This is a genomic window from Duganella alba, assembly GCF_009674495.1.
GTDB lineage: Bacteria > Pseudomonadota > Gammaproteobacteria > Burkholderiales > Burkholderiaceae_D > Rugamonas > Rugamonas alba.
Genome location: NZ_WKJN01000012.1, coordinates 89,699 through 111,554, shown reverse-complemented (window position 1 = coordinate 111,554; position 21,856 = coordinate 89,699). Strand labels below are relative to the sequence as shown.

The 21,856-nt window shown below is 65.1% G+C and carries 17 protein-coding genes and 1 riboswitch; of the genes, 4 read left to right on the top strand and 13 right to left on the bottom strand.

Features of this window, described 5'->3' with window-relative positions; all coding sequences use genetic code 11:
- Nucleotides 1–5 precede the first annotated feature (5 nt).
- Nucleotides 6–2,765 carry a DNA polymerase I gene (gene polA / locus GJ695_RS14295; RefSeq protein ID WP_154365781.1) on the bottom strand — a complete coding sequence of 920 codons (2,760 nt, stop codon included), beginning with the start codon at nt 2,763–2,765 and terminating at the stop codon, nt 6–8.
- Between the two features lie 164 nt (nt 2,766–2,929).
- On the opposite strand from polA, the gene GJ695_RS14290 reads away from it, so the two are divergent.
- The 3 genes from GJ695_RS14290 to GJ695_RS14280 are packed head-to-tail and all read left to right on the top strand — an operon-like array spanning nt 2,930 to nt 5,126.
- On the top strand, nt 2,930–3,340 hold the full coding sequence (locus GJ695_RS14290; RefSeq protein WP_154365779.1) for a hypothetical protein: 411 nt from the start codon (nt 2,930–2,932) through the stop codon (nt 3,338–3,340).
- A gap of 35 nt (nt 3,341–3,375) precedes the next feature.
- Complete coding sequence (locus GJ695_RS14285) at nt 3,376–4,344, top strand: homoserine kinase (RefSeq protein ID WP_154365777.1); 969 nt, start codon at nt 3,376–3,378, stop codon at nt 4,342–4,344.
- Nucleotides 4,344–5,126, top strand: a complete 783-nt coding sequence (locus GJ695_RS14280; RefSeq protein WP_154365775.1) for a BPSS1780 family membrane protein — start codon at nt 4,344–4,346, stop codon at nt 5,124–5,126. The genes GJ695_RS14285 and GJ695_RS14280 overlap by 1 nt, the downstream gene beginning before the upstream one ends.
- Here GJ695_RS14280 and GJ695_RS14275 read toward each other — a convergent pair.
- The 11 genes from GJ695_RS14275 to thiC form a co-directional block, all read right to left on the bottom strand.
- Nucleotides 5,123–7,423, bottom strand: coding sequence for a UvrD-helicase domain-containing protein (locus tag GJ695_RS14275; RefSeq protein ID WP_154365773.1), 2,301 nt, complete (start codon nt 7,421–7,423; stop codon nt 5,123–5,125). The two genes, GJ695_RS14280 and GJ695_RS14275, sit on opposite strands and share 4 nt — an antisense overlap.
- A gap of 28 nt (nt 7,424–7,451) precedes the next feature.
- Nucleotides 7,452–9,530, bottom strand: coding sequence for a M56 family metallopeptidase (locus GJ695_RS14270; protein ID WP_154365771.1), 2,079 nt, complete (start codon nt 9,528–9,530; stop codon nt 7,452–7,454).
- A gap of 88 nt (nt 9,531–9,618) precedes the next feature.
- Complete coding sequence (locus GJ695_RS14265; protein WP_154356645.1) at nt 9,619–10,725, bottom strand: S-(hydroxymethyl)glutathione dehydrogenase/class III alcohol dehydrogenase; 1,107 nt, start codon at nt 10,723–10,725, stop codon at nt 9,619–9,621.
- A 36-nt stretch (nt 10,726–10,761) separates the two neighbouring features.
- A complete protein-coding gene (locus GJ695_RS14260) occupies nt 10,762–11,691 on the bottom strand; it encodes a Gfo/Idh/MocA family protein (protein ID WP_154365769.1) in 930 nt (309 codons plus the stop codon).
- A 100-nt stretch (nt 11,692–11,791) separates the two neighbouring features.
- Nucleotides 11,792–12,244 carry a response regulator gene (locus GJ695_RS14255; protein ID WP_154365768.1) on the bottom strand — a complete coding sequence of 151 codons (453 nt, stop codon included), beginning with the start codon at nt 12,242–12,244 and terminating at the stop codon, nt 11,792–11,794.
- A gap of 207 nt (nt 12,245–12,451) precedes the next feature.
- A complete protein-coding gene (locus GJ695_RS14250; protein WP_154365767.1) occupies nt 12,452–13,084 on the bottom strand; it encodes an ANTAR domain-containing response regulator in 633 nt (210 codons plus the stop codon).
- A 71-nt stretch (nt 13,085–13,155) separates the two neighbouring features.
- Entirely contained in the window at nt 13,156–13,773 is a 618-nt protein-coding gene (gene thiE / locus GJ695_RS14245) for a thiamine phosphate synthase (RefSeq protein ID WP_154365766.1), read from the bottom strand.
- Between the two features lie 15 nt (nt 13,774–13,788).
- Nucleotides 13,789–14,739 carry a bifunctional hydroxymethylpyrimidine kinase/phosphomethylpyrimidine kinase gene (thiD, locus tag GJ695_RS14240; RefSeq protein ID WP_154365765.1) on the bottom strand — a complete coding sequence of 317 codons (951 nt, stop codon included), beginning with the start codon at nt 14,737–14,739 and terminating at the stop codon, nt 13,789–13,791.
- Nucleotides 14,736–15,515 carry a thiazole synthase gene (locus GJ695_RS14235; protein WP_166455220.1) on the bottom strand — a complete coding sequence of 260 codons (780 nt, stop codon included), beginning with the start codon at nt 15,513–15,515 and terminating at the stop codon, nt 14,736–14,738. The genes thiD and GJ695_RS14235 overlap by 4 nt, the downstream gene beginning before the upstream one ends.
- A gap of 117 nt (nt 15,516–15,632) precedes the next feature.
- Nucleotides 15,633–15,836 carry a sulfur carrier protein ThiS gene (thiS, locus tag GJ695_RS14230; protein WP_154365762.1) on the bottom strand — a complete coding sequence of 68 codons (204 nt, stop codon included), beginning with the start codon at nt 15,834–15,836 and terminating at the stop codon, nt 15,633–15,635.
- Between the two features lie 2 nt (nt 15,837–15,838).
- Nucleotides 15,839–17,722, bottom strand: coding sequence for a phosphomethylpyrimidine synthase ThiC (gene thiC, locus GJ695_RS14225; RefSeq protein WP_154365760.1), 1,884 nt, complete (start codon nt 17,720–17,722; stop codon nt 15,839–15,841).
- Between the two features lie 69 nt (nt 17,723–17,791).
- Nucleotides 17,792–17,905, bottom strand: a riboswitch (TPP riboswitch).
- A gap of 92 nt (nt 17,906–17,997) precedes the next feature.
- Between thiC and GJ695_RS14220 the strand changes: the two genes are divergently transcribed.
- Complete coding sequence (locus tag GJ695_RS14220; RefSeq protein ID WP_154365758.1) at nt 17,998–21,039, top strand: ligand-binding sensor domain-containing diguanylate cyclase; 3,042 nt, start codon at nt 17,998–18,000, stop codon at nt 21,037–21,039.
- Here the strand turns inward: GJ695_RS14220 and GJ695_RS14215 are convergent.
- On the bottom strand, nt 21,036–21,851 hold the full coding sequence (locus GJ695_RS14215) for a crotonase/enoyl-CoA hydratase family protein (RefSeq protein ID WP_154365756.1): 816 nt from the start codon (nt 21,849–21,851) through the stop codon (nt 21,036–21,038). The two genes, GJ695_RS14220 and GJ695_RS14215, sit on opposite strands and share 4 nt — an antisense overlap.
- Between the last annotated feature and the right edge of the window lie 5 nt (nt 21,852–21,856).

The following is a 21,856-nucleotide window of genomic DNA, read 5'->3' as shown; positions in this document are numbered from 1 at the left end:
GCTCCTTAGTGTGCTTGATCCCAATTAGAACCGACACCGACTTCGGCGATCAGCGGCACTTTCAATTGCGCCACGCCAGCCATCAGCTCCGGCAGTTTTTGCTTGACCAGCTCCAGCTCCGCATCCGGCACTTCCAGCACCAGTTCGTCGTGGACCTGCATGATCATCTTGGTCTGTAGCTTATCCGTTTCCAGCCAGTTCTGCACCGCCACCATGGCCAGCTTGATCAGATCCGCCGCCGTGCCCTGCATCGGCGCATTGATCGCCGCGCGCTCGGCGCCCTGGCGGCGCGGGCCGTTCGGCGAATTGATCTCCGGCAGCCACAGGCGGCGGCCGAACACCGTCTCCACGTAACCGCGCGCCTTGGCCTGCAGGCGCGTGTCGTCCATGTACTGCTTCACGCCCGAGAAGCGCGCGAAGTAGCGTTCGATATAGCTCTGCGCCGCGCCGCGTTCGATGCCCAGGTTGCTCGCCAGGCCGAACGCGCTCATGCCGTAGATCAGGCCGAAGTTGATCACCTTGGCATAGCGGCGCTGCTCGCTCTCGACCGATTCCGGCGCCACGCCGAAGATCTCGGCGGCGGTGGCGCGGTGAATGTCCACGCCTTCGGCAAACGCGCGCAGCATGTTCTCGTCTTCCGAGATGTGCGCCATGATGCGCAGCTCGATCTGCGAATAGTCGGCCGACACGATGTGCGAACCCGCCGGCGCCACGAAGGCTTCACGGATGCGGCGACCCTCCTTGGTGCGGATCGGAATGTTTTGCAGGTTCGGGTCGTTGGATGCCAGGCGCCCCGTCACCGCCACCGCCTGTGCGTAGTTGGTGTGCACGCGGCCGGTATCCTTGTTGATGCCCTTCGGCAGCTTGTCGGTGTAGGTCGATTTCAGCTTGGACAGGCTGCGGTATTCCAGCAGCACTTTCGGCAGCGGGTAATCCTCGGCCAGCTTCTGCAGCACTTCCTCGTCGGTGGATGGCGCGCCACTCGGCGTCTTTTTCACCACCGGCAGTTTCAGCTTCTCGAAGAAGATCTCACCGATCTGTTTCGGCGAGCCGAGGTTGAATGGCTGCTCGGCCAGCTCGTGCGCCTTGGCTTCCAGTTCGATGATGCGCGCGCCCAGCTCGGCCGATTGCTGCTCCAGCAAGGCGGCGTCGATCTGCACGCCGTTGCGTTCGATCTTTTGCAGCACCACGGCGGTCGGCAGCTCGATATTGCGGTAGATGAAATTCAGCTTCGCATCCGGCTCCACTTCGCCGATCATCTTCTGATGCAGGCGCAGCGTGATGTCGGCGTCTTCCGCCGCGTACTCGGTGGCGCGGCCGATTTCCACTTGGTCGAAGGTGATCATGCTGGCGCCCTTGCCGCACACGTCCACGAATGGAATCGTGGTGTGGTTCAGGTGGCGCAGCGCCAGGCTGTCCATGTCGTGCGTGCGGTGCGATTCAAACACATACGATTCCAGCAGCGTGTCGTGATGGATGCCTTGCAACGACACGCCATGGTTGGCGAAGATGTGGCTGTCGTACTTGAGGTTCTGGCCGACCTTCAGCCTGGTGACGTCTTCCAGCCACGGTTTCAATTTGGCCAGCACATGCTCGCGCTCCAGCTGCTGCGACACGCCCTGGTAGTTGTGCGCGACCGGGATGTAGCAGGCCTCGCCCGCCTTCACCGATAGCGAAATGCCGACCAGCTGCGCCGTCATCGGCTCCAGCGACGTGGTTTCGGTGTCGACGGCGGTCAGCTCGGCGGCGTTGATGCGCTCGATCCACTTGTCCAGCTGCTCGTCGGTGTACACCGTTTCGTAGGTGGCGATGACCGGTTCGGCGAACAGGTCGCCATTGAGCGAGGCGGCGCCGCCCACCGGCGCATCCAGCGACACCTTGACCGTCGACGCCGGCGTGCTGGCAGCCGTGCCCAGTTCGCGCAGCAGCGTCTTGAAGCCGTACTTGCTGAAGAAGGCCAGCAGCCCTTCCTTGTCTTCCTCGCGCGCGATCAGCGATTCGCTGATCGACACCATGTGGCCGGTCAGGTCGCAGTCCAGCTTGACGGTGATCAGTTCGCGGCCTTTCGGCAGCCACTCCAGCGCATCGCGCAGGTTCTGGCCGACGGCGCCGGTGATCTTGTCGGCGTTGCTCATCACGCCGTCCAGCGAATCGTACTGGGTCAGCCATTTCAGCGCGGTTTTCGGGCCGCACTTGGACACGCCCGGCACGTTGTCGACGGTGTCGCCGATCAGGGTCAGGTAATCGATGATGCGGTTCGGCGGCACGCCGAACTTGGCCAGCACGCCGGCCTCGTCCATCTTTTCGTTGGTCATGGTGTTGATCAGCATGACCTTGTCGTTGACCAGCTGCGCCAGATCCTTGTCGCCGGTGGACACCACCACGTTCATGCCGGCCTTGTAGGCCTCGACCGACAGGGTGCCGATCACGTCGTCGGCCTCCACGCCCTCCACCATCAGGATCGGCCAGCCCATGGCCTTGACCGCCTCGTGGATCGGCTCGATCTGCAGGCGCAGGTCGTCCGGCATCGAGGCGCGCGTGGCCTTGTATTCCGGATACATGTCATCACGGAAAGTTTTTCCTTTAGCATCGAATACGCAGGCGATGTAGGCGGCCGGGTAGTCGGCCCGGAGGCGGCGCAGCATGTTGACCATGCCGTGCATGGCGCCGGTCGGGTGACCGTCGGCGCTGCGCAGGTCGGGCAGCGCGTGGAAAGCGCGGTAAAGATAGCTGGAGCCGTCTACTAACAACAGGGTATTTTGCATAGGAACTAGATGAGGGTGCTGAGCGTGAAGACAACATTATCGCAGGTTTTGACCGGGGTCCGGCGGCATCCCTCCAAGGGAAAGCACAGCGATGGGTGTCTGTTTGTTACAATGGATCATACATAAAAATTCTGCGGCTATTTCTCTGCTAAAGGCGATCCATCATGACGCGCACTTCCCTTCTCTGGCCTGCCCTCCTCCTGACGCTCGGCGCCCATACGGCGTTCGCCCAGTCGACCCCGAGCCAGGCCCCGCCAAAACTGGAAAAACTGGAAGAAGTGACCGATGACGGCGTCACCATCACCGCCAAGCCGGCCGAAAACAAAATCACGGAAAAACGCGACAATAGCGGCAACGTGACCGAAGCCACCGTCAAAAGCGGTCCCAGCACCTACACCCTGCGTCCCAACCATCCGGCCGGCACCGCCATGCCGGGTGACGTCATGAGCGGCAACCTGCGCGGCGCGCAATGGACGGTGATGGAGTTCGACCTCGGCAAGAAGAAAAAGAAATCTGTCGAAGAGGAAGCCGAGCAGGAGTTCAATACCCCACCGCAATCTCCGCCAGCCAAATAAGCCACATCACCTACACGGAACCTTAGAATTCGCACATGGCAGTCTTTACCCCGGTATCGCTGGAGGATGTCACCCAGTGGATCACCCAATTTCCGCTCGGCCAAGCGCTTGAGCTCAAAGGCATCAGTTCCGGCATCGAGAACAGCAATTTCTTCCTGACTACCGAGCGCAATGGTGAACAACACCAGTATGTGCTCACCATCTTCGAGAATTTGTCATTCGAACAACTGCCGTTTTACCTCAATCTGATGCGTCACCTGGCCGAACGCGGCGTGGCGGTGCCGGCGCCGGTCGCCAATGACAAGGGCGAGCTGATCGTCGCCCTGCACGGCAAGCCGGCGGCCATCGTCACCAAGCTGGAAGGCCAGTCGCAAATGTCGCCGCAGCCGGTGCATTGCGCCGCGGTTGGCGCCATGCTGGCGAAGATGCATCTGGCCGGCCAGGATTACGCGCTGAAGCAGCCGAACCTGCGCGGCCTGGCGTGGTGGCATGAAACCACGCCGGAAGTGCTGCCGTTCATTCCGGAAGACAAGGCACACCTGCTGAAGGCCGAAGTGCACTTCCAGGATGCGTTTGCCGCCTGCGACGTCCACAAGCAGCTGCAAGTGGGCCCGATACACGCCGACCTGTTCCGCAACAACGTGATGTTCGACGGCGAGCGCCTGACCGGCTTCTTCGACTTCTACTTTGCCGGCTGCGACACCTGGCTGTTCGACGTCGCGGTCACCGTCAACGACTGGTGCATCGACCTCGACACCGGCGTGCTGGACACCGCCCGCGTGCGCGCGCTGGTGGACGCCTACCACGCCGTGCGGCCGTTCACCGCCGCCGAGCACACCGCATGGCAGCCGATGCTGCGCGCCGGCGCGCTGCGCTTCTGGCTGTCGCGCCTGTACGACTTCTACCGCCCGCGCGAGGCGGAGATGCTGACGCCGCATGATCCGGGCCACTTCGAGCGCATCCTGCGCGAACGCATCGCCACGCCGGCGCCGGAGCTGTTCTGATGGAAAAGCTACCCGCACGAGTCGGCCTGCACTGGGTCAAGCAAGGCTGGACGGTGTTCCGCAAGCAGCCGGGCGCCATGATGGCGCTGCTGTTTGTCTGCATGTTCGTCTCGCTGTTCATCCTGCTGTTGCCGGTGCTGGGGCAGATCCTGTGGTGCGTGCTGATGCCGCTGTTCTCCGTCACCCTGTTGCAGGGCTGCGCCGAAATCGATCAGGGCCGGCGCGCGCTGCCACATCTGCTGCTGTCCGGTTTTCAGTCGCCGATGCGCAAGCATCTGCTGGCCTTGGGCGGGCTGAATTTCCTGCTGATGGTGCTGGCGATGGTGGCGCTGTACACCATGTCCGGCGACGCGCTGACCGCGCTGAAGGAGGCGCAAGCCAGGGGCGTCATCAAGCCGGAGGATACCGATGGCCTGCTGGGCGGCCTGCTGGCGTCATCGGCCATTTTCCTGGTCGGCTGGACGCTGACATCGATGACGGCGCCGCTGATTTTCTGGCAGAAGATGGCCTTGAACAAGGCGCTGTTCTTCAGCGTGGTGTCGGTGCTGCGCGCGGCCAAGGCGTTCTTCACCGCCGTGGTGGTGCTGCACCTGCTGTACTTCGTCGGCGTTCAGATCGTGATACTGGTGTTTGGCACGTCGCAAATAGGCATTGTCGGCATTCTGACGCTGTTCCTGTTTTCGCTGGTGATGGTGCATTGCACGCTGTACGCGGCTTACGTCCAGCTGTTCGGCCCGCCGCAGACGCCTGCGCCTGCGACGGTCAATCTCGACAAGCCTTAAATCTTGTCGAGCTTGGCGATGCTCAGATCGAGCACCTTCATGCCGGCGCTGCCAAAGTTGATCTGGGCGCGGGCGTTATTGCCACTGCCTTCGATATTCACAATCACGCCCTCGCCGAACTTGGCGTGGGCCACCGATTGGCCCAGGCGCCAGCCTGAACTGGCCTCGGCCGCCTTGCTGGCCATCTTCTGCGCCAGCGCCTTGTCCGAACCCACCAGCGGCGCTTCGTCCCAGGCCGACTTGCGGGCCGCGAACCAGCCCTGCTGCACCTTCGGCGTCAGCCACTTCAACGCATCTTCCGGCAACTCGTCAAAGAAGCGCGACTTCATGTTGTAGCGCGTCTGGCCGTGCAGCATGCGCGTCTGCGCAAAGCTCAGGTACAGGCGCTGGCGTGCGCGGGTGATCGCCACGTACATCAGGCGGCGCTCCTCTTCCACGCCGTCATGCTCGCGCGAACTGCTCTCGTGCGGAAACAGGCCCTCTTCCAGCCCGGTGATGAAGACGTTGTTGAACTCCAGGCCCTTGGCCGAGTGCACCGTCATCATCTGCACCGCTTCCTGGCCGACGGTGGCCTGGTTGTCGCCCGCCTCCAGCGACGCGTGCGACAGGAAGGCCGACAGCGGCGACATCACGGTCGCCAGCGGCGCATCGGCATCCAGAATCTCGAAGCCGTCCTCGTTCACCACCGGCAGGCCGGACTGCGGCAGCGACTGCGGCCCCAGATGCGCCGGCGCGCCCTGGCCAAAGCCTTCTTCCGACACGAACTGCGTGGCGGCGCTGACCATCTGCTCCAAGTTTTCGATACGGTCGGCGCCTTCCTTTTCGGTGGCGTAGTGGGTCAGCAGCGTCGACTGTTCCAGCACCACGCGCACCAGTTCCGGCAAGGCCATCTGCTGCGTTTCAAAGCGCGCGCCCTCGATCAGCTTGACGAAGCCGGCCAGCGAGGTGCCGGCCTTGCCGGTCACATACGGCACGGCCGCGTACAGCGACACGCGGTACTGGTCGGCCGCCGCCTGCAAGGTCTCGATCGAGCGCACGCCGATGCCGCGCGCCGGGAAGTTGACCACGCGCAGGAAAGCGGAATCGTTGTGCGGATTGTCCATCAGTTGCAGGTAGGCGATCGCATGCTTGACCTCGGCGCGCTGGAAATAGCGCAGGCCGCCATACACATGGTACGGAATGCCGGCCGAGAACAGCGCATGCTCGATCACGCGCGACTGCGCATTCGAACGGTACAGCACGGCGATTTCGCTGCGCGAGGCGCCGTCGTGGATCAGGTTCTTGGTTTCCTCGATGATCCACGACGCTTCGGACAGATCCGAGTTGGCTTCGTAGACGCGCACCTGCTCGCCGTGGCCGGCGTCGGTGCGCAGGTTCTTGCCCAGGCGCTTGCTGTTATTGGCGATCAGCACGTTGGCGGCGTCCAGGATGTGACCATGCGAGCGATAGTTCTGCTCCAGCTTGATCAGGTTCTTGACGTGGAACTCGCGCTCGAAGGCGCTCATATTGCCGACGTTGGCGCCGCGGAAGGCGTAGATCGACTGGTCATCGTCGCCGACGGCGAACAGCGCGCTGCTGCTCTGCGTGCCGTGGCCGGACATCAGCTTCAGCCATTTGTATTGCAGGTCATTGGTATCCTGGAACTCGTCGACCAGGATGTGCTGGAAGCGCTGCTGGTAGTGTTCGCGCAGCGGCTGGTTGCGGCTCAACAGCTCGTAGGTGCGCAACAGCAGTTCGGCGAAGTCGACCACGCCTTCGCGCTGGCACTGGTCGTCGTACAGCTGGTACAGCTCGACCTTCTTGCGCTCGTCGGCGTTGTACGGATCGATCTTGTCGGCGCGCAGGCCCTGGTCCTTCGCGCCGTTGATGAAGTACATGATGTCCTTCGGCGGGAACTTCTCGTCATCGACGTTGTTCGCCTTCAGCAGGCGCTTGATGGCCGACAGCTGATCCTGCGTATCGAGAATCTGGAAAGTCTGCGGCAGCGCGGCGTCGCGGTGGTGGGTGCGCAGCAGGCGGTTGCACAGGCCGTGGAAGGTGCCGATCCACATGCCGCGCGTGTTAATCGGCAGCATGGCGGACAGACGGGTCAGCATCTCCTTGGCGGCCTTGTTGGTGAAGGTCACCGCCAGGATACCGGAAGGCGACACCTGGCCGGTTTGAATCAGCCAGGCGATGCGGGTGGTCAGAACGCGGGTTTTACCAGAACCGGCTCCCGCAAGAATCAGTGCGCTCTGCGCGGGCAAGGTAACAGCGGCAAGCTGTTCGTCGTTGAGGTTGTGGAGAAGATTATGCATCCCGTGATTATACCGGGATGCCTCTTCATCATGCGGATGGTGCGGAAACGGCCTTACCGTTTTGCAAGCTTTCCTCCATCAGCGCGCGGATGGCGCGTTCGGCTTCGCGGACGGCGTCGGCGTGCTTCAGGCTCAGCTGCGCCATCTGCCCGCTGAGTTCGCCCATCGGACGGCTGACGGCGGCCATTTTCTTGTTCAGCTCGCGCAGCGGTGCATCGAGTTCATGCACTTTTTCCATCTTGGCCGAGAGTTCCTTTTGCTGTTCCGCCATCTGGCGTTGCAGCGGTTCCATTTCCTTTTGCAGGGCGGCCTGCTTCTCCTGGAAGGCGCGGATCTTTTCCTGGCTGCTGTCCGGGCCCAGCTCGCGTGCCGCTGCTTCGATGCGGCGGCCGATGCGTTCCTGGGCGCGCGCCAGTTTTTCCATCGCACGCTGATTCACTTCAGCGTTCTGGGCGGATTTCTTGCCGAACTCGCCGGCTGCAATGCCGATTTCGGTGCCGACGTCGCTCATGATCTTGCCTTGGGCGTTCATTTTCTTGCCCTGCTCGTCCATTTGCGCGCCGATGCGTTCAACCGGCGTCCAGGCCTGGTCGATGCGGGCCAGCACGGCAGGGTCGCGCACTACATAGGTTTTGTCGCCGTCACGGAACCAGAGGAAATCGCCTTTCACGCTGTCGCGCAGCCTGGCGACCTGCTTGATTTCCTGCGTGGTGGCGGAAACGGTGATGTTGTCGCGGCCGGCGTGCACGATGGCGTAGCTGCTGCGGGAGGATGGCGCAGGGCTGGCGACGGGCGACGGCGCGGCAGCCGGCGCAGGTGCGGCAGCGGGTGCCGGTGCGGCAGCGGGCGCGGCCGGGGCGGCTGGGGCGGCTGGGGCGGCTGGGGCGGCTGATGCGGCTTGCGCGACCAGCAGCGAGACTGGTCCGACTGGACCAACTGGTCCGACTGGCCCGACTGGCGCAACCGGTGCGACTGGCGCTGGTTCGGCCACCATGGCCGGCGCCTCCGGTGCGGCAGGCGCTTCAGGAGCCTCAATGGCTGGCGGCTCCATCATGGCGACGGCAGGCGCGGCCGGCAGCATGGGCAGCGGTGGCGGCGAGGCATGGGCATAGAACACCGCGCCGGCGGCAAACAGGCCTGCCAGCGGCACAGCCATCTTCCAGCTGACCGGTTCAACATCGGGACGCAGCAGGCGTTTAATACGAGACATGAGATTTCCTCCGTGAGCCGCGTGGGCTAGTTGTGTTGTGTCGAACTGAAATCGATCCAGTTGCGACAGGGCTTGCGCCAGCTTTTGCGGCTGGCCGAGCATACCCACGGCCAGGTCGTCGGCGATTTGTTCCCGCTCGATCCGTATCCTGCGCGATATAGCCCAAACACTAGGGTGATAGAACAGCACGATCTCGATCGCGCTTTGTATGAGGTTGACGAGATAATCGTGGCGCTTGATGTGCGCCAGCTCGTGCGCCAGCAGCGCTTCCAGCAGATCGACCGGCATGCCGGTGATCAGCGCGCCTGGCACCAGCACGACCGGCTTCCAGCAGCCGGCGGTGACCGGGCTGTCGATGCGCTCGGACACGCCCAGCTGGACGAATTGCTCGATGTCGAAACGGCGTGCCAGCTCGGACAAGCGGCGCTGCCAGTAAGGATTGGTGGTGTATTGATCGGCGCGGGTATGGTCGGCCACCCACTTCAAGCCCAGCGCCAGGCGCAGCGACATCAACGCCGCGCCGGCCAGCCACAGGCCGACGATCCACGGCAGCTGGCGGCGCAGCACGGACTTGACGCCATCCAGCGTGCTGTCGTCGATCAGGGGGACGCTGGCGCCGGCATCCGAGGCGGCCACGGTCTGCACCGCATTGCCGAAGCCGTCAGCAGCCTGCGCATCGGCCAGTTGCAGAATGATGCTCGACAGCGGCAGCGCCGCGCACAGCAGCATGGCCGCGCAGGCCACGGCGTAGCGCGTTTGCGGACGCGCCTTGCGCAGCAGCTGCATGGCCAACGCCACGCCCCAGCCGATCAACAGGCCTTGCCAGACGAAATGCAGCAGCGCCCAGCCGGTGGCGGGCACCAATGCTTGTAACAGGGAAGTGAGTTGTGGATTCATGCCGCGCTCCGGGTAGATGGATGTAGAATAAATTATCTAGATTGCGAAGTCTAGAACTTTTTTTCTACATCCTTCCGGGCGGGCTGTTTTAGTACAGAACGACGGAGCGGATCGATTCGCCGCTCTTCATCAGGTCGAAGCCCTGGTTGATGTCTTCCAGCTTCAGGCGGTGGGTGATCAGGTCGTCGATGTTCAGCTTGCCTTCCATGTACCAGTCGACGATCTTCGGTACGTCGGTACGGCCGCGCGCGCCGCCGAAGGCCGAACCCTTCCACTCGCGGCCCGTCACCAGCTGGAACGGACGGGTGGAGATTTCCTGCCCGGCCGCCGCCACGCCGATGATGATCGACTTGCCCCAGCCCTTGTGGCAGCACTCCAGCGCCTGGCGCATCAGCGTGGTGTTGCCGACGCACTCGAAGCTGTAGTCGGCGCCGCCGTCGGTCAGCTGGATGATGTGGTCGACCACGTTTTCCACTTCGTTCGGATTGATGAAGTGCGTCATGCCGAACTTGCGCGCCATTTCCTGGCGGGCCGGATTGATGTCGACGCCGATGATCTTGTCCGCGCCCACCATCTTGGCGGCCTGGATCACATTCAGGCCGATGCCGCCGAGACCGAACACGACAACGTTCGCGCCCGCTTCCACCTTGGCGGTGAACAGCACCGCGCCGACGCCGGTGGTGACGCCGCAACCGATGTAGCACACCTTGTCGAACGGCGCGTCTTCACGGATCTTGGCCAGCGCGATTTCCGGCACCACGATGTAGTTCGAGAAGGTCGACGTGCCCATGTAGTGATAGATCGGCTTGCCGTCGATGGAGAAGCGGCTGGTCGCATCCGGCATCAGGCCGCGGCCCTGCGTGGAACGGATCGACTGGCACAGATTGGTTTTTTGCGACAGGCAGAATTTGCACTGGCGGCATTCCGGCGTGTACAGCGGAATGACGTGGTCGTCTTTTTTCAGCGATTTGACGCCGGGACCGACGTCAACCACGATGCCCGCGCCTTCATGGCCCAGGATCGCCGGGAAAATCCCTTCCGGATCGGCGCCGGACAGAGTGTAGTAATCGGTGTGGCAAATGCCGGTGGCCTTGATCTCGACCAGCACTTCGCCCTCGCGCGGGCCGCCCAATTCGACTTCTTCAATCGTCAGGGGCTTGCCCGCTTGCCAGGCAACGGCTGCTTTGGTTTTCATGATGTTCCTTTCGCGTTGGAACATCATGATAACAAATCAGTCGTGGAATGCCTCTACCACTTTGCGCTGACCCAGCATGAACGCGTCGGCCACGTGGCGCAGCGGCGCCACATCGACGTCCGACTTGCCGGCGCGGATGATGGCGGCGAAACGCTGGTACAGCGACGGGTATTCGGCTTCCTTCTCCAGCGTCTGCTCGGCGCCGTCGATCCACAGGCGCGAGCCGCCGTCGGCCAGGCGCACTTCGCCCCTGGCGGTGCTGACGATGATGTCCCAGCTTTGCTTGCCGGTCTGGCGCCAGTCGAACTCGGCGTGCACCTTGACGCCGTCGGCGTCCTGGAAACGCAGGTCGGCGGCGATCGGCGCGTCGCGGTTTTCCGGGAACTCCAGCGCGGCCTGGGTCAGGAACACGGCCGACGGCAGGATTTCGGTGACGATCGACAGCGCATTGATGCCCGGATCGAACACGCCCAGCCCGCCGGCCTGCCAGATCCAGTCCTGGTTCGGATGCCACTGGCGCACGTCTTCTTTCCAGATCACGTGCATGGCGGTTGGCTTGTCGACGGCCAGGTGGGCCTTGGCCGGCTGCACGCCCGGCGCATAGCGCGAGTGCCAGCTGGCGAACAGGCTCACGCCCTGCGCGGCGGCGTAGGCTTCCAGGTCGGCCACTTCCGACAGCGTGGCGCCCGGCGGCTTTTCCAGGAACACGTGCTTGCCGGCGGCCAGCGCCTTGCGCGCGGCGGCGTAGCGGTACTGCGGCGGCATGCACAGCGAGACGGCTTCGATGGACGGATCGGCCGCCAGCATCGCTTCAATGGTCGGGAAGCTGGGGACGTTGTCGATGGTGTTGTTGCGGCTGGCCGTCGCGACCAGCGCGTAGTCGGCGTTCGCGGTGATGGCTGGCAGATGCTGGTCGTAAACGATCTTGCCCACGCCGACGATGGCGAGTTTGATTGGTGACGTCATCAATGTTTCCTGGTTGAGTTGATCCGGCAGACTATCACCTCAGCCAGCCGCGCAACAAGCGCGGATGGACGCCACCTTGTATTTATTATCAATAAGCCGATTATTGGGGTTCAACCGGCATCGCAGAGCCGATGCCCAGCAGATCGGACACGGTGCGCCACAGCTGGCGCGGCGAAGTCCACGGCTTGGGCAGGAAGGCGCTGCCGGCGTTGTGGTGTTCCGGATGGCGCGCCGAATACATCAGCACGCGCGCGTCGGCCTGGTAGGCGCGCAGTTCGGCCAGCAGGTCGACGCCGTCGCCGTCCGGCAGGTCGGGGTCCAGCACCACCAGCGCGAACTTCTCGCGATGCAGCAGTTCCTGCGCGGCCGCCAGGGTCGGCACGTGGGTGACCTGGGTCTCCGGCACCAGCAGCGCGGCCAGCACCAGCGCCGCGTCATGGTCGCTGTCGACGTGCAGCACGCGCGGCGCCGAGGCAAAAATGGAAAAACCGATGGCGCCGCCGCTCTCTTCGGTAAAAGGGCGATAGGTGCTGCTTGGATGATCATTGGTCATGACTGTCTCCGCTTGATAAGCTAGGTGCAAGCTCGGCGGAGTTGGGCCGAAGGAATCGGGGGGTGGCGCAGGGTACAGGCGGCCATTGAGGCGACAGGCGCAGATGAGGCCATGTCGCTGCTGAGGCGGACGGATATGTTTTATCCGCCGCTCAGACAGTAGTGTATATCAAAAATGCCCCAGAGCAAGGAAAATTGCCCTGGTCGTTTACTTTTTCAGACGGTTATTGAACGCGCCGTGCAGACTGTTCAAGGTTTCCTCGGCCGCCAGCAGCTGGTCCGCCACCTCGTTCACCTTGCGGCGGTTCGAGCGGGCGTGGTCGCGCAGCACCTCGAAGGCGGTGTTGCGGTCGGTCTGGAATTTGCACATCAGCAGGCCCACGGCCAGGCTGGTTTCGCGGCCGGCAGCCAGCGCGGCATTCAGGTTCAGCTCGGTGCGGCGCAGCTGGCGGATCTCGTCGGCGCGCGCCAGGCCGGCGGCAAAGGCCGGCATCAGCTGCTTCTCGTCGACCGGCTTGACCAGGAAGCCGACCGCACCGTAGGAAGCGGCCTGCTTGCCGGCGTCGGCGTCGCCGCGTCCGGACAGGAACATGAACGGCACCGAACTGGTGGCGTGCAGCTGCTTGGCCAGTTCCAGGCCGTTCATGCCGGGCATGTGGATGTCCAGCAGGGCCAGGTCCGGCTCACGCTGGGCAATGGCTTGCAGGGCTTGTTCCGCGGAAGGCGCCTTGGCTACGTCGTAGCCGGCATGGCTCAGGACTTCGCCAAGGAAGTCGAGCAGCAGAGGATCGTCGTCGACAATGAGAATGAGACGCTTGGGGCTGACGGAAGATAAAGGCATAGGGGCGGCTACCTCGGGCTATTGCTAACGAGTCCATTATAAAGCCGAAAACCGTCTGTACTCCAAGCGTTTTATTGCTGCGTAAATAGCAACTGGAATTGGTCTACCGCATCCGCCACACTTTCAGCTTGATAGATGCTGCTGATGGCGGCCACCATATCGGCGCCACGGGCGACCAGCGGCGCGGCGTTTTCCGGCGTCATGCCGCCGATGACCACGGTCGGCACGTGGATCCGTTCGCGGGCCAGGTCGAGGATGGACGGTGGCGTGGTGACCGCGTATTTCTTCACGCGCGACGGATAAAAGCCGCCGAAGGCGACGTAGCTGGCGCCGGCCTGCTGGGCGTTCAGCGCGCGCGGCAGGTCGCCGTAGCAGGAGGCGCCGATGATTTTTTCTGCGCCAAGACGGGCGCGGATGTCGGCCACTTCGGCATCGGTGCCGCCGAGGTGGACGCCGTCGGCGTCCAGCTGCTCGCACAGGTCGACGAAGTCGTTGACGATGAACGGCACGCGGTGGCGGCGGCACAGCGCCAGCAGCGCGGCCGCCTGTTCGGCGCGCTGGTCCGGGCCGGCTTCCTTGTGGCGGTATTGCAGCAACGCGATATGGCCGGCGTTCAGCGCCTGTTCGCTGACGTGCAGCAGGCGGTCGGTGTCGTCCCAGTTGGGCGTGACGAGGTAGAGTCCTTGCATGATTTCTCCTGATGGTTAGCGCAGCGGAATGCGCTGGCCGGCGGCGATGGCGTAGGCGTCGCGCAGCGCGTGGTAGACGTAGTGCTGGGCGTATTCGAGCGCCACGGCGGTCGGCAGGCCCAGCGCCAGCTGGCCGGCGATGGCCGACGCCAGCGTGCAGCCGCTGCCATGAAAAGCGCCATCGAGGCGCGGCCAGCGCCATTCGCGCGGGCACGGCGCCGGCCCGCTGCCATCCGCCGCGACAGTCAAGGCCGCCGCCGTCGCACGAGTCGACGCAGCGCTCGCCGCGATGGAAAGGGCCGCCGCCGTTGTGCCAGCCGACGCCGAACTCACAGCGGCAGCGCCGGATGCCGCGCCAGCGATCGGGGCGCCGGGGCCGTACCAGCGATTGACGACTTCGTCGCCGTCACCGTGGCCGCCGGTGATGAGGATGTGGCGGCAGCCGCGCGCGCGCAACGCGGCGGCCTGCGCGGCCGGCTGCAATACGCCGCCGAGCGCCTGCGCCTCCGGTCCGTTCGGCGTGAGCACGGTGGTCAGCGGCAGCAGCGGCGACACGGCTTGCACCGCGTCGTCGCGTGACAGCAGGTCGCCATGGCCACTGGCCAGCACCGGGTCGAGCACCACCGGCAGTTCCGGACGCGGCATCGCATCGCCGCGCGCGCGCAGCCACACGATGAACTCCGCAATCGCCTGCGCGTTGGCGGCGCTGCCGGTGATGCCGATCTTCACCGCGCTGATCGCCATCTTGCCGGCCAAAGCCTGCGCCTGCCGCAGCACCAGCTCCGCCTCCACCGGCCGCACGCCGTACACACAGTCGTTGTCCTGCACCGTGAGCGCCGTGCAGACGGTGAGTGCGTGCGCGCCCTGCCCCGCAATCGCCTGCGCGTCCGCCGTCAGCCCAGCGCCGCCGGACGGATCGAGTCCGGCGAACACCAGCACACAGGGACGCGCGTCGGCGCCACTCATGCCAACCGGCCCGCCATCGGCGACGACGGCGACGCTGCGAACTTGCGCGGAATGCGGCCCGCCAGATAAGCCTCGCGGCCGGCCTGCACGCCCAGCTTCATGGCGCGCGCCATGCGCACGGGATCCTGCGCGCCGGCGATGGCGGTGTTCATCAGCACACCGTCGCAGCCCAGCTCCATCGCAATGGCCGCGTCGGACGCGGTGCCGACGCCGGCATCGACCAGCACCGGCACCCTGGCCTGCTCGATAATCAGCGACAGGTTCCATGGATTGAGGATGCCCATGCCGGAGCCGATCAGCGACGCCAGCGGCATCACCGCCACGCAGCCGATATCCTCCAGCATGCGCGCCTGGATCGGGTCGTCGCTACAGTAGACCATGACGTCGAAGCCGTCCTTCACCAGCGCCTCGGCGGCCACCAGCGTTTCCGGCATATTGGGGAACAGCGTCTTCTCGTCGCCCAGCACTTCCAGCTTCACCAGCTTGTGGCCGTTGAGCAGTTCGCGCGCCATCTGCAAGGTGTAGACGGCGTCCTTGGCGTTGTAGCAGCCGGCCGTATTCGGCAGGATGGTGTACTGCGATGGCGGCAGCACATCCAGCAGGCTGGGCGCCTTCGGATCCTGGCCGATATTCACGCGGCGGATCGCCACCGTGATGATTTCCGCTTCGGCGGCATCGGTCGCCTCGCGGGTTTGTTGCAGGTCCTTGTACTTGCCGCTGCCCACCAGCAGCCGCGAGGCGTACTGCTTGCCCGCGATGGTTAAAAAATCAGTCATCAAAATCATCCTCAAAACGTTTACCCCGCACGCTTTAGCCACGACATCAGCATCACCACTTAGGGGTCTGCCCCCGCAGGGGTCAGACCCCACCAGGCCGTGCGGGTGAAAGAAAAATCAGCCGCCGCCAATAGCGCGCACGATATCCACCTTGTCCTGCGCCTGCAGCACGCGCTGCTGCCACTGCTGGCGCGGCACCACATTGCGATTGACCGCCAGCGCCAGCGCCTGCCCGGTCAACGACAGCGCATCCACCAGCTGGTGCAGCGTATGCTCCGGCGGCACCAGATGCGGCGTCCCATTCAGTTCAATCTCGATCATGATCAGGCCTTGCTATACAACTCGGCGCCATTCTTGATGAACTCCACCGCCTTGACCTGCATGCCGTTCTCCGCATATGCGCGCACCTCCTGCGTGATCTTCATCGAGCAGAAATGCGGCCCGCACATCGAGCAGAAATGCGCCACCTTGGCCGAATCCTTCGGCAGAGTCTCGTCATGGAATTCGCGCGCCTTGTCCGGGTCCAGGCCCAGATTGAACTGGTCGTCCCAGCGGAATTCAAAGCGCGCCTTGGACAGCGCGTTGTCGCGGATCTGCGCGCCCGGATGCCCCTTGGCCAGATCCGCCGCATGCGCCGCGATCTTGTACGTGATGATGCCGTCCTTGACGTCGTTCTTGTCCGGCAGCCCCAGATGCTCCTTCGGCGTCACATAGCACAGCATGGCCGTGCCATACCAGCCGATCTGCGCTGCGCCGATGCCGGAGGTGATGTGGTCATAGCCCGGCGCGATGTCGGTGGTCAAAGGCCCCAGCGTGTAGAACGGCGCCTCGTGGCACTGCTCCAGCTGCAGATCCATGTTCTCTTTAATCAGCTGCATCGGCACGTGGCCCGGACCTTCGATCATCACCTGCACATCGTGCTTCCAGGCGATCTGCGTCAGCTCGCCCAGCGTTTTCAATTCGCCCAGCTGCGCCTCGTCGTTGGCGTCGTAGATCGATCCCGGACGCAGGCCATCGCCCAGCGAGAACGACACGTCATACGCCTTCATGATGTCGCAGATGTCTTCAAAGTGCGTGTACAGGAACGATTCCTTGTGATGCGCCAGGCACCACTTGGCCATGATCGAACCGCCGCGCGAAACGATGCCCGTCATGCGCTTGGCCGTCAGCGGCACATAGCGCAGCAGCACGCCGGCGTGGATGGTGAAGTAGTCGACGCCCTGCTCCGCCTGTTCGATCAGCGTGTCGCGGAAGATTTCCCAGGTCAGGTCCTCGGCCTTGCCGTTGACCTTTTCCAGCGCCTGGTAAATCGGCACCGTGCCGATAGGTACGGGCGAATTACGGATGATCCACTCGCGCGTTTCATGGATATGCTTGCCGGTCGACAGGTCCATCACCGTGTCGCCGCCCCAGCGGATCGACCAGGTCATCTTCTCGACCTCCTCGCCGATCGACGAGGTCACCGCCGAGTTGCCGATGTTGGCGTTGATCTTGACCAGGAAATTGCGGCCGATAATCATCGGCTCCACTTCCGGGTGATTGATGTTGGCCGGGATGATGGCGCGGCCACGGGCGATTTCCGAGCGCACGAATTCCGGCGTGATCTCATCGGGAATGCTGGCGCCGTAGTTCTGCCCCGGATGCTGGCGGCCCATCAGGTCGGCCAGCCGCTGCCCCATCGGGCCGGACACCTTCAGGCTCTCGATGTACTCCTTGCGGCGCAGGTTTTCGCGGATGGCGACAAACTCCATCTCCGGCGTGATGATGCCCTGGCGCGCGTAATGCATCTGCGTGACGTTCTTGCCTTCGCGCGCGCGGCGCGGCTGGCGGTGCAGGTTGAAGCGCAGCTCCGCCAGCGCCGGATCGGCCAGGCGCGCCTTGCCGTAGACGGAGGTCGGGCCGTCCAGCTCCTCGGTGTCGTCGCGCTCCAGTATCCACGGCAGGCGCGGCGTTTCGGCCAGGCCGGAGCGGATGTCGATCCGCGCGTCCGGATCGGTGTACGGGCCGGAGGTGTCGTAGACGTAGACCGGCGGATTGGCCTCGAAGCCGAACGACGCCGGCGTGTCGGCCTGCGATACCTGGCGCATCGGCACGCGGATGTCGGCGCGGCTGCCTGGCACGTAGATCTTGCGAGAATTGGGTAGTGGCTGAATCGCTGCCTCGTCCACCGTTGCGGTGGCGGACACGAATTTCGGGTTGGCGTTCATTTGGCTCCTTTGTTGGGCTACAGGAGCCAGCAAAGGAGGGAGGACGACAGCCCGCACCCATGAACGGTGCGGCGGCATCCTGAGCTTCCCTTCGCTGGCATTATCCAGATCAGGTTCGGAGGGTATTTCTCACCCGCGCCGCGCATGTACAACATGCGCGACGCAGGACCCCTAGCGTGTGCTACCTTGCGGCAGCGCGCCGATTATACGCCCGCCATTTGAAAAGTGGCAAAAATCCTACATTCTGCGCGCGAACACTAAGGTATAGTTGTCTGATGCCACATAGCAATTGTCACCGACTCAACATTCTGCCGCGCATTTTCGCCTCGCTGAGCCTGCTGCTCTGCCTGCTGATGCAGGGTGTACCGGTGCGCGCCGAACCCGGCGAACGCTGGGCCGGCATGACCCATACCGCCTTCAAGCGCTATGTGCACAACGACATCAGCAGCGGCCTGTGTTTCGCCCAGGACGCCCAGGGCTTCATCTGGATCGGCACCCAGTCCGGCCTGACGCGCTGGGACGGCAACCGCCACGTCAAGTACGTGGCCGACGCCCGCGACGACGCCCTGCCCGACAGCTACATCATCAGCGTCCATGTCGACAGCCGGGGCCGCCTGTGGGCCGGCATGAATTCCGGCGGCCTGGCGCGCTACGATCCTGAACACGACAACTTCGTGCGCTACCGCGCCTCGCCCACCGGCCTGCGCGACCCGCGCGTGGCCGCCATGGCCGACGACGGCGAAGGCGGCCTGTGGATCGCCACCGGCAGCGGCCTCGATCACCTGGCCGCCGACGGCCGCTTCACCCGGCGCGGCGACAGCTGGGGCGCCACGGCCCTGCCCGAGGGCGGCATCGACACCCTGGTGCGCGATGCCGACGGCGCGCTGTGGGTGGGCACGCGGCGCGGCCTGTTCCAATTGCAGCAAGACCAGCCGGCGCGGCCGGTGCCGCTGGCCGGCAAGTCCGGCATCGCCATCGGCGTGCTGTTCAAGGACAGCGCCGGACGCCTGTGGATCGGCAGCCGCACCAGCGGCGCCTTCGTGCTGGCGCCCGGCGCGGCGGTGGCGGCGCCGGTGCTGGAAAGCGGAGCGCAGCCGACGCTGCAGAATGAACGCATCTCGGCCATCGTCGAGGCGGCGCCCGGCGAAATCTGGTTCGGCACCGACGGCGCCAATGGCGGCATCGTCGTGCTCGACGTGGAGCACGGCACCTCGCGCCGCATCCGCCACCGCGCCGACACGCCCGACAGCCTGGCCGACAACGATGTGATGGCCATGTTCATGGAGCGCAGCGGCATCATCTACGCCTCCGACATGGCCGGCATCAGCCAGCACGCGCCGAAGCCGCGCGCCGTGGCCACCATCCGCCACGTGGACGCCGCCCGCAGCGGCGTCGCCAGCGTGCCCGGCGTGATGGTCGCCCCTGACGGCCGGCTGTGGCTCGGCATGATTAGTGGCGGCATCGACATCATCGATCCCTACCAGGGTTACAGCAGCCGCCTGGCCGCCAGCGCCGGCCTGCCGCAGGGCCGCGTGCTGACGCTGGTGACCGGTCCCGGCGGCGACGTCTATCTCGGCACCCAGCACGGCCTGTTCCGCGCCGGCGCCGATGGCCGCAGCGCGCAGCGGCTGCCGCTGCCGCAGCGGCGCGCCGAGGAGGAAGTCTATGCGCTGGCGGTGGCCGGCAACACGCTGTGGCTGGGCGGCCTGGACGGCCTGTGGGGGTTCGACCTGACGCCCGGCGCCGCGCCGCGCCTGCTGCGCCACGAGGCAAAGAACCTGGGCGATTCGCGCGTGACCGCCATCCTGCCGGCCGGCGACGACGTCTGGGTCGGCACCCGCACCGGCCTGGCGCGCGTCAGCGCCGACGCGGTGGAGGCGATTCCCACCGACCTGGCGACGCCGGACCGGCTGCCGCCCGGCTATGTATCCTCGCTGCTGCTGGATCAGGCGGGCCGCCTGTGGCTGTCGAACTTCGGCACCGGCGTGGTCATCATGGAGCGCACCGACGCCGATGGCCGGCGCCGTTTCCGCCGCATCGGCATGCAGCAGGGCCTGCCCGACAGTGGCGCCAACAAGCTGCTGCAGGATGCGCAAGGCATGGTCTGGGCCAGCACCGACGCCGGCCTGGCGCGCATCGATCCGCGCTCGCTGGCGGTGCGCGCGCTCGGTCCCGGCGAAGGCGTGGACGTGCCGACCTACTGGACCAATTCCGGCGCCGTCACCCCGGCGGGCGAACTGGTGTTCGGCGGCCTGTCCGGCCTGACCGTGGTGCGGCCGAAGGCGCTGGTGGACTGGCATTACACGCCGCCGGTGGTGGTCACGCGCATCCAGCTCAACGACAAGGAAGTCCCGATCGGGCCGTATAACGCGGGCCTGGCCGGCAAGGCCGCGCCGATCACCGTGACCACGGCCGCGCGCGAACGCGGCTTTTCGGTGGAGTTTGCCGCGCTCGACTACTCGGCGCCTGAACGCAACCGCTACGCCTACCAGCTGAAAGGCTTCGACCGCCACTGGGTCGACAGCGAGGCCACTTCGCGCCGCGCCAGCTACAACAACCTGCCGCCAGGCGACTATGTGCTGCAACTGCGCGGTTCCAACCGCAACGGCGAGTGGGCCGCGCCGCTGGAAGTGCCGGTGCGGGTGCTGCCGGCCTGGCACCAGGAACCGGTGGCGCGGCTGGCGATGATCGCGCTGGTGCTGGTGCTGGGCGCCGGCCTGGTGCAGATGCGCACCGCCTTCCTGCGCCGCCGCCAGCGCGAGCTGGAGGCGATGGTCGAGGCGCGCACGGCGGAACTGCGCGCCACCCAGGCGCAGCTGGAGACGCTGGCCTACGGCGATCCGCTCACCGGCCTGGCCAACCGCCGCCTGTTCAACGACGAATTGCGCCACCTGGTGGCGCAGGCCGAGCGCGGCGGCCCGGCGTTCACGCTGCTGCTGATCGACCTGGACCGCTTCAAGCCGGTCAACGACACCTATGGCCACGACGCCGGCGACGCGCTGCTGGCGGCCACCGCCGACCATCTGCGCGCGGCGGTGCGCGAAGCCGACCGCCCGTTCCGCCTGGGCGGCGACGAATTCGCCGTGCTGCTGAACCGGACCGGCAACAGCGAGATGCTGGAACCGGTGTGCACCCGCATCCTGGCCCACCTGGCCTCGCCGCTGCCGCACGGCGACGCCGTGATCGCCATCAGCGCCAGCATCGGCGCCGCCGTCTACCGCGAGGGCGACAGCCACGAGCAGCTGTACAAGCGCGCCGACGTGGCCCTGTACGAAGCCAAGGCGGCCGGCCGCGACAGCTGGCGCCTGGCCGACTAGTCCTTGAACTGCGGCGTGCTTTTGCTCATGCCGGCCATCATCGCCGCCTGCAGGTCGGCCGACATCAGCATGGCGGCGTTCCAGGTGGCGACGTAGTTGAGACCATCGGCGACGCTGTGGTCGCGGGCGTAGTTGATCATCTCTTTGACGCCGCGCACCGACAGCGGCGACTTGGCGGCGATGCCGGCGGCGATCTCGCGCACGCCGGCGCGCAGCGCTTCGGGCGATTCGAACACGCGGTTCACCAGGCGCATGTCCTTCGCTTCGGTCGCGTCGAACTTGCGCGCGGTGTAGGCCAGTTCGCGCGCCATGCCGTCGCCGATCAGCCGTGGCAGGCGTTGCAGGGTGCCGACGTCGGCCACCATGCCGATATCGATTTCCTTGATGGTGAACCAGGCGTCGGCCGAGCAGTAGCGCATGTCGGCGCAGCTGATCAGATCGATGCCGCCGCCGACGCAGGCGCCGTGCACGGCGGCCAGCACCGGCTTGCGGCAGCGTTCCAGGCTGGTCAGCGTGTCCTGCAGGTCGAGGATCACGCGGCGCAGGTTCTCGCGCGTGCGGCCGTCGCACTCGTCGCGCACCTGGGCGCCGACGCCCAGCATCATCTGCAGATCGATGCCGGCGGTGAAGGCCTTGCCCTCGCCTTCCAGGATCGCCACGCGGATGTCCGGCGTCTCATCGATGTAACGGAAGGCGCTGCGGATATCGTTCCACATCGCCGCATTCATCGCATTCAACTTGTCCGGCCGGTTCAACCGCACCGTCGCGATCTTGTCTTCCACACTCAGCGTCAATGTTTCAAAGTCAGGCATGCCAG

What these genes read in the sequence shown, in the direction of transcription:
- GJ695_RS14255 (WP_154365768.1), bottom strand. Translation starts at nt 12,244, where the DNA reads ATGACCAATGATCATCCAAGCAGCACCTATCGCCCTTTTACCGAAGAG.
- GJ695_RS14280 (WP_154365775.1), top strand. Translation starts at nt 4,344, where the DNA reads ATGGAAAAGCTACCCGCACGAGTCGGCCTGCACTGGGTCAAGCAAGGC.
- GJ695_RS14285 (WP_154365777.1), top strand. Translation starts at nt 3,376, where the DNA reads ATGGCAGTCTTTACCCCGGTATCGCTGGAGGATGTCACCCAGTGGATC.
- thiC (WP_154365760.1), bottom strand. Translation starts at nt 17,722, where the DNA reads ATGAACGCCAACCCGAAATTCGTGTCCGCCACCGCAACGGTGGACGAG.
- GJ695_RS14215 (WP_154365756.1), bottom strand. Translation starts at nt 21,851, where the DNA reads ATGCCTGACTTTGAAACATTGACGCTGAGTGTGGAAGACAAGATCGCG.
- GJ695_RS14265 (WP_154356645.1), bottom strand. Translation starts at nt 10,725, where the DNA reads ATGAAAACCAAAGCAGCCGTTGCCTGGCAAGCGGGCAAGCCCCTGACG.
- GJ695_RS14275 (WP_154365773.1), bottom strand. Translation starts at nt 7,423, where the DNA reads ATGCATAATCTTCTCCACAACCTCAACGACGAACAGCTTGCCGCTGTT.
- GJ695_RS14260 (WP_154365769.1), bottom strand. Translation starts at nt 11,691, where the DNA reads ATGACGTCACCAATCAAACTCGCCATCGTCGGCGTGGGCAAGATCGTT.
- polA (WP_154365781.1), bottom strand. Translation starts at nt 2,765, where the DNA reads ATGCAAAATACCCTGTTGTTAGTAGACGGCTCCAGCTATCTTTACCGC.
- thiD (WP_154365765.1), bottom strand. Translation starts at nt 14,739, where the DNA reads ATGAGTGGCGCCGACGCGCGTCCCTGTGTGCTGGTGTTCGCCGGACTC.
- thiS (WP_154365762.1), bottom strand. Translation starts at nt 15,836, where the DNA reads ATGATCGAGATTGAACTGAATGGGACGCCGCATCTGGTGCCGCCGGAG.
- GJ695_RS14220 (WP_154365758.1), top strand. Translation starts at nt 17,998, where the DNA reads ATGCCACATAGCAATTGTCACCGACTCAACATTCTGCCGCGCATTTTC.
- GJ695_RS14290 (WP_154365779.1), top strand. Translation starts at nt 2,930, where the DNA reads ATGACGCGCACTTCCCTTCTCTGGCCTGCCCTCCTCCTGACGCTCGGC.
- thiE (WP_154365766.1), bottom strand. Translation starts at nt 13,773, where the DNA reads ATGCAAGGACTCTACCTCGTCACGCCCAACTGGGACGACACCGACCGC.
- GJ695_RS14250 (WP_154365767.1), bottom strand. Translation starts at nt 13,084, where the DNA reads ATGCCTTTATCTTCCGTCAGCCCCAAGCGTCTCATTCTCATTGTCGAC.
- GJ695_RS14235 (WP_166455220.1), bottom strand. Translation starts at nt 15,515, where the DNA reads ATGACTGATTTTTTAACCATCGCGGGCAAGCAGTACGCCTCGCGGCTG.
- GJ695_RS14270 (WP_154365771.1), bottom strand. Translation starts at nt 9,530, where the DNA reads ATGAATCCACAACTCACTTCCCTGTTACAAGCATTGGTGCCCGCCACC.